Origin of the sequence: Pseudomonas sp. NY15463 (assembly GCF_048068415.1) — a bacterium.
GTDB classification, from domain to species: domain Bacteria; phylum Pseudomonadota; class Gammaproteobacteria; order Pseudomonadales; family Pseudomonadaceae; genus Aquipseudomonas; species Aquipseudomonas mosselii_C.
Genome location: NZ_JBLUQD010000019.1, coordinates 1 through 3,661, shown reverse-complemented (window position 1 = coordinate 3,661; position 3,661 = coordinate 1). Strand labels below are relative to the sequence as shown.

The window sequence follows — 3,661 nt, the reverse complement described above, 5'->3', positions numbered from 1 at the left end:
AGTCGCGGTCGCCGAAGCGCCGTTCAGGCTGACATTCTCGAAGTTGCCACCTTCGACTTTGGTAACGGTCGCAGTGACAGTGCTTTCGTCCTTGTAGACGTCATCGACGTTAGTGTTCGGGACTTGCAGTGTGCCCTTACCGGAAGCATCGACGTTGACCTGGTACTCAGTACCACCCACGTTCACAGTCAGCGTGGTGGCGCTGCCGGTCTGCGGCGGATTGCTCAGTTGGAAGTTGAAGGTGACGTTGGCGTCGCCTTCTTTCGCCGGATCTGCGGTGACAGTAACGGTAGTGGTATCGAGAGTGTCGGCCACAGTCGCGGTCGCTGACGCGCCATTCAGGCTGACGTTCTCGAAGTTGCCGCCTTCGACTTTGGTGACGGTTGCGGTAACCGTGCTTTCGTCTTTGTACACGTCATCGGTGTTGGTGTTCGGCACTTGCAGTGTGCCCTTACCGGAAGCATCGACGTTGACCTGATATTCAGTACCGCCCACGTTCACAGTCAGCGTCGTGGCGCTGCCAGTCTGTGGCGGATTGCTCAACTGGAAGTTGAAGGTGACGTTCGCGTCGCCTTCTTTCGCTGGGTCTGCCGTGACGGTGACGGTGGTTGTATCGAGGGTGTCAGCCACGGTCGCGGTCGCCGAAGCGCCGGTCAGGCTGACGTTCTCGAAGTTACCGCCCTCCACCTTGGTCACAGTGGCTGTGACAGTGCTCTCGTCTTTGTAGACGTCATCGACGTTGGTATTCGGGACTTGCAGCGTGCCTTTGCCGCTGGCGTCGACGTTGACCTGATATTCGGTGCCGCCAACGTTCACGGTCAGGGTGGTTGCACTGCCCGTCTGCGGCGGATTGCTCAGCTGGAAGTTGAAGGTGACGTTCGCATCGCCCTCTTTCGCCGGGTCTGCTGTGACAGTGACGGTGGTGGTGTCGAGGGTGTCTTCGATGTTGGCCGTGACACTGGATTTGCTCAGGTCTACGGCTTCGAAGTTGCCGCCATCCACTTTGGTGACAGTTGCAGTCAGGCTCGACGGGTCTTTGTAGACGTCATCGGTGTTGGTGTTCGGCACTTGCAGCGTGCCCTTGCCGGAAGCATCGACGTTGACCTGGTACTCAGTACCACCGACGTTCACGGTCAGCGTGACCGGGCTGCCAGTTTGCGGTGGGTTGCTCAGCTGGAAGTTGAAGGTGACGTTTGCGTCGCCTTCTTTCGCTGGGTCTGCCGTCACAGTGACGGTAGTCGTACCTTCCGGCGTAATGGTGTCGGTCACGGTCGCGGTGGCCGAGGCGCCATTCAGGCTGACGTTCTCGAAGTTACCGCCTTCGACTTTGGTAACGGTCGCGGTGACGGTGCTTTCGTCTTTGTAAACGTCTTCGACGTTGGTGTTTGGCACTTGCAGAGTGCCCTTACCGGAAGCATCGACATTGACCTGATATTCGGTGCCACCAACGTTGACGGTCAACGTAGTGGCGCTGCCAGTTTGCGGCGGATTGCTCAGCTGGAAGTTGAAGGTGACGTTTGCGTCGCCTTCTTTCGCTGGGTCTGCCGTCACGGTGACAGTGGTGGTGTCGATAGTGTCAGCAACGGTCGCAGTGGCTGTAGCGCCATTCAGGCTCACGCTCTCGAAGTTGCCGCCGTCTACTTTGGTAACGGTCGCAGTGACGGTGCTTTCGTCTTTATAAACGTCATCGACGTTGGTGTTCGGGACTTGCAGCGTGCCTTTACCGCTGGCATCAACGTTGACCTGATACTCAGTACCACCGACGTCCACAGTCAGCGTGGTGGCGCTGCCGGTTTGCGGCGGATTGCTCAGCTGGAAGTTGAAGGTGACGTTCGCATCGCCCTCTTTCGCTGGATCTGCTGTCACGGTGACGGTGGTGGTGTCGAGGGTGTCTTCGATGTTGGCCGTGACACTGGATTTGCTCAGGTCCACAGCTTCGAAGTTGCCACCGTCTACTTTAGTGACGGTCGCGGTCAGGGTTGAAGCGTCTTTGTAGACGTCATCGGTGTTGGTGTTCGGCACTTGCAGCGTGCCCTTGCCGGAAGCATCGACGTTGACCTGGTACTCAGTGCCGCCGACGTTCACGGTCAGAGTGACCGGGCTGCCAGTTTGCGGCGGATTGCTCAGCTGGAAGTTGAAGGTGACGTTCGCATCACCTTCTTTCGCCGGGTCTGCCGTCACGGTGACGGTAGTCGTACCTTCCGGCGTAATGGTGTCGGTCACGGTCGCGGTGGCCGACGCGCCATTCAGACTGACGTTCTCGAAGTTACCGCCTTCAACTTTGGTAACGGTCGCAGTGACGGTGCTTTCGTCCTTGTAGACGTCTTCGACGTTGGTATTCGGGACTTGCAGCGTGCCCTTACCGGAAGCATCGACGTTGACCTGGTACTCAGTACCACCGACGTTCACAGTCAAAGTGGTAGCGCTGCCAGTCTGCGGTGGATTGCTCAGCTGGAAGTTGAAGGTGACGTTTGCGTCGCCTTCTTTCGCTGGGTCTGCTGTGACGGTGACGGTGGTCGTGTCGAGAGTGTCGGCCACAGTCGCGGTCGCCGAAGCGCCATTCAGGCTGACGTTCTCGAAGTTGCCGCCTTCGACCTTGGTGACGGTCGCGGTAACGGTGCTCTCGTCTTTGTAGACGTCATCGACGTTGGTGTTCGGCACTTGCAGCGTGCCCTTACCGGAAGCATCGACGTTGACCTGGTACTCAGTGCCGCCAACGTTCACGGTCAGGGTGGTTGCACTGCCAGTCTGCGGCGGGTTGCTCAGCTGGAAGTTGAAGGTGACGTTTGCGTCGCCTTCTTTCGCTGGGTCTGCTGTGACGGTGACGGTGGTCGTGTCGAGAGTGTCGGCCACGGTCGCGGTCGCCGAAGCGCCGTTCAGGCTGACGTTTTCGAAGTTGCCGCCCTCAACCTTGGTGACGGTCGCGGTAACGGTGCTCTCGTCTTTGTAGACATCATCGACGTTGGTGTTCGGCACTTGCAGCGTGCCCTTGCCGGAAGCATCGACGTTGACCTGATATTCGGTGCCGCCGACGTTCACGGTCAGGGTAGTAGCGCTGCCAGTCTGCGGTGGATTGCTCAACTGGAAGTTGAAGGTGACGTTTGCGTCGCCTTCTTTCGCCGGATCTGCGGTGACAGTGACGGTGGTGGTATCGAGGGTGTCGGCCACAGTCGCGGTCGCCGAAGCGCCGGTCAGGCTAACGTTTTCGAAGTTGCCGCCCTCGACCTTGGTGACGGTCGCAGTGACGGTGCTTTCGTCTTTATAAACGTCATCGACGTTGGTATTCGGCACTTGTAGCGTGCCTTTGCCGCTGGCATCGACGTTGACCTGATATTCGGTGCCACCGACGCTCACGGTCAGCGTAGTAGCGCTGCCAGTCTGCGGCGGATTGCTCAACTGGAAGTTGAAGGTGACGTTAGCGTCGCCTTCTTTCGCCGGATCTGCCGTCACGGTGACGGTGGTGGTGTCGAGGGTGTCTTCGATGTTGGCCGTGACACTGGATTTGCTCAGGTCGACGGCTTCGAAGTTGCCGCCATCCACTTTGGTGACGGTCGCGGTCAGGGTCGACGGGTCTTTGTAGACATCATCGGTGTTGGTGTTCGGGACTTGCAGAGTGCCTTTACCGCTGGCGTCGACGTTGACCTGGTACTCAGTGCCGCCG

General features: G+C 58.7%; 1 protein-coding gene. It reads right to left on the bottom strand.

Features of this window, described 5'->3' with window-relative positions; translation table 11 throughout:
- A partial coding sequence (locus ACNFIC_RS23825; protein WP_416782280.1) for a beta strand repeat-containing protein occupies window positions 1-3,661 on the bottom strand: 3,661 nt, incomplete at both ends.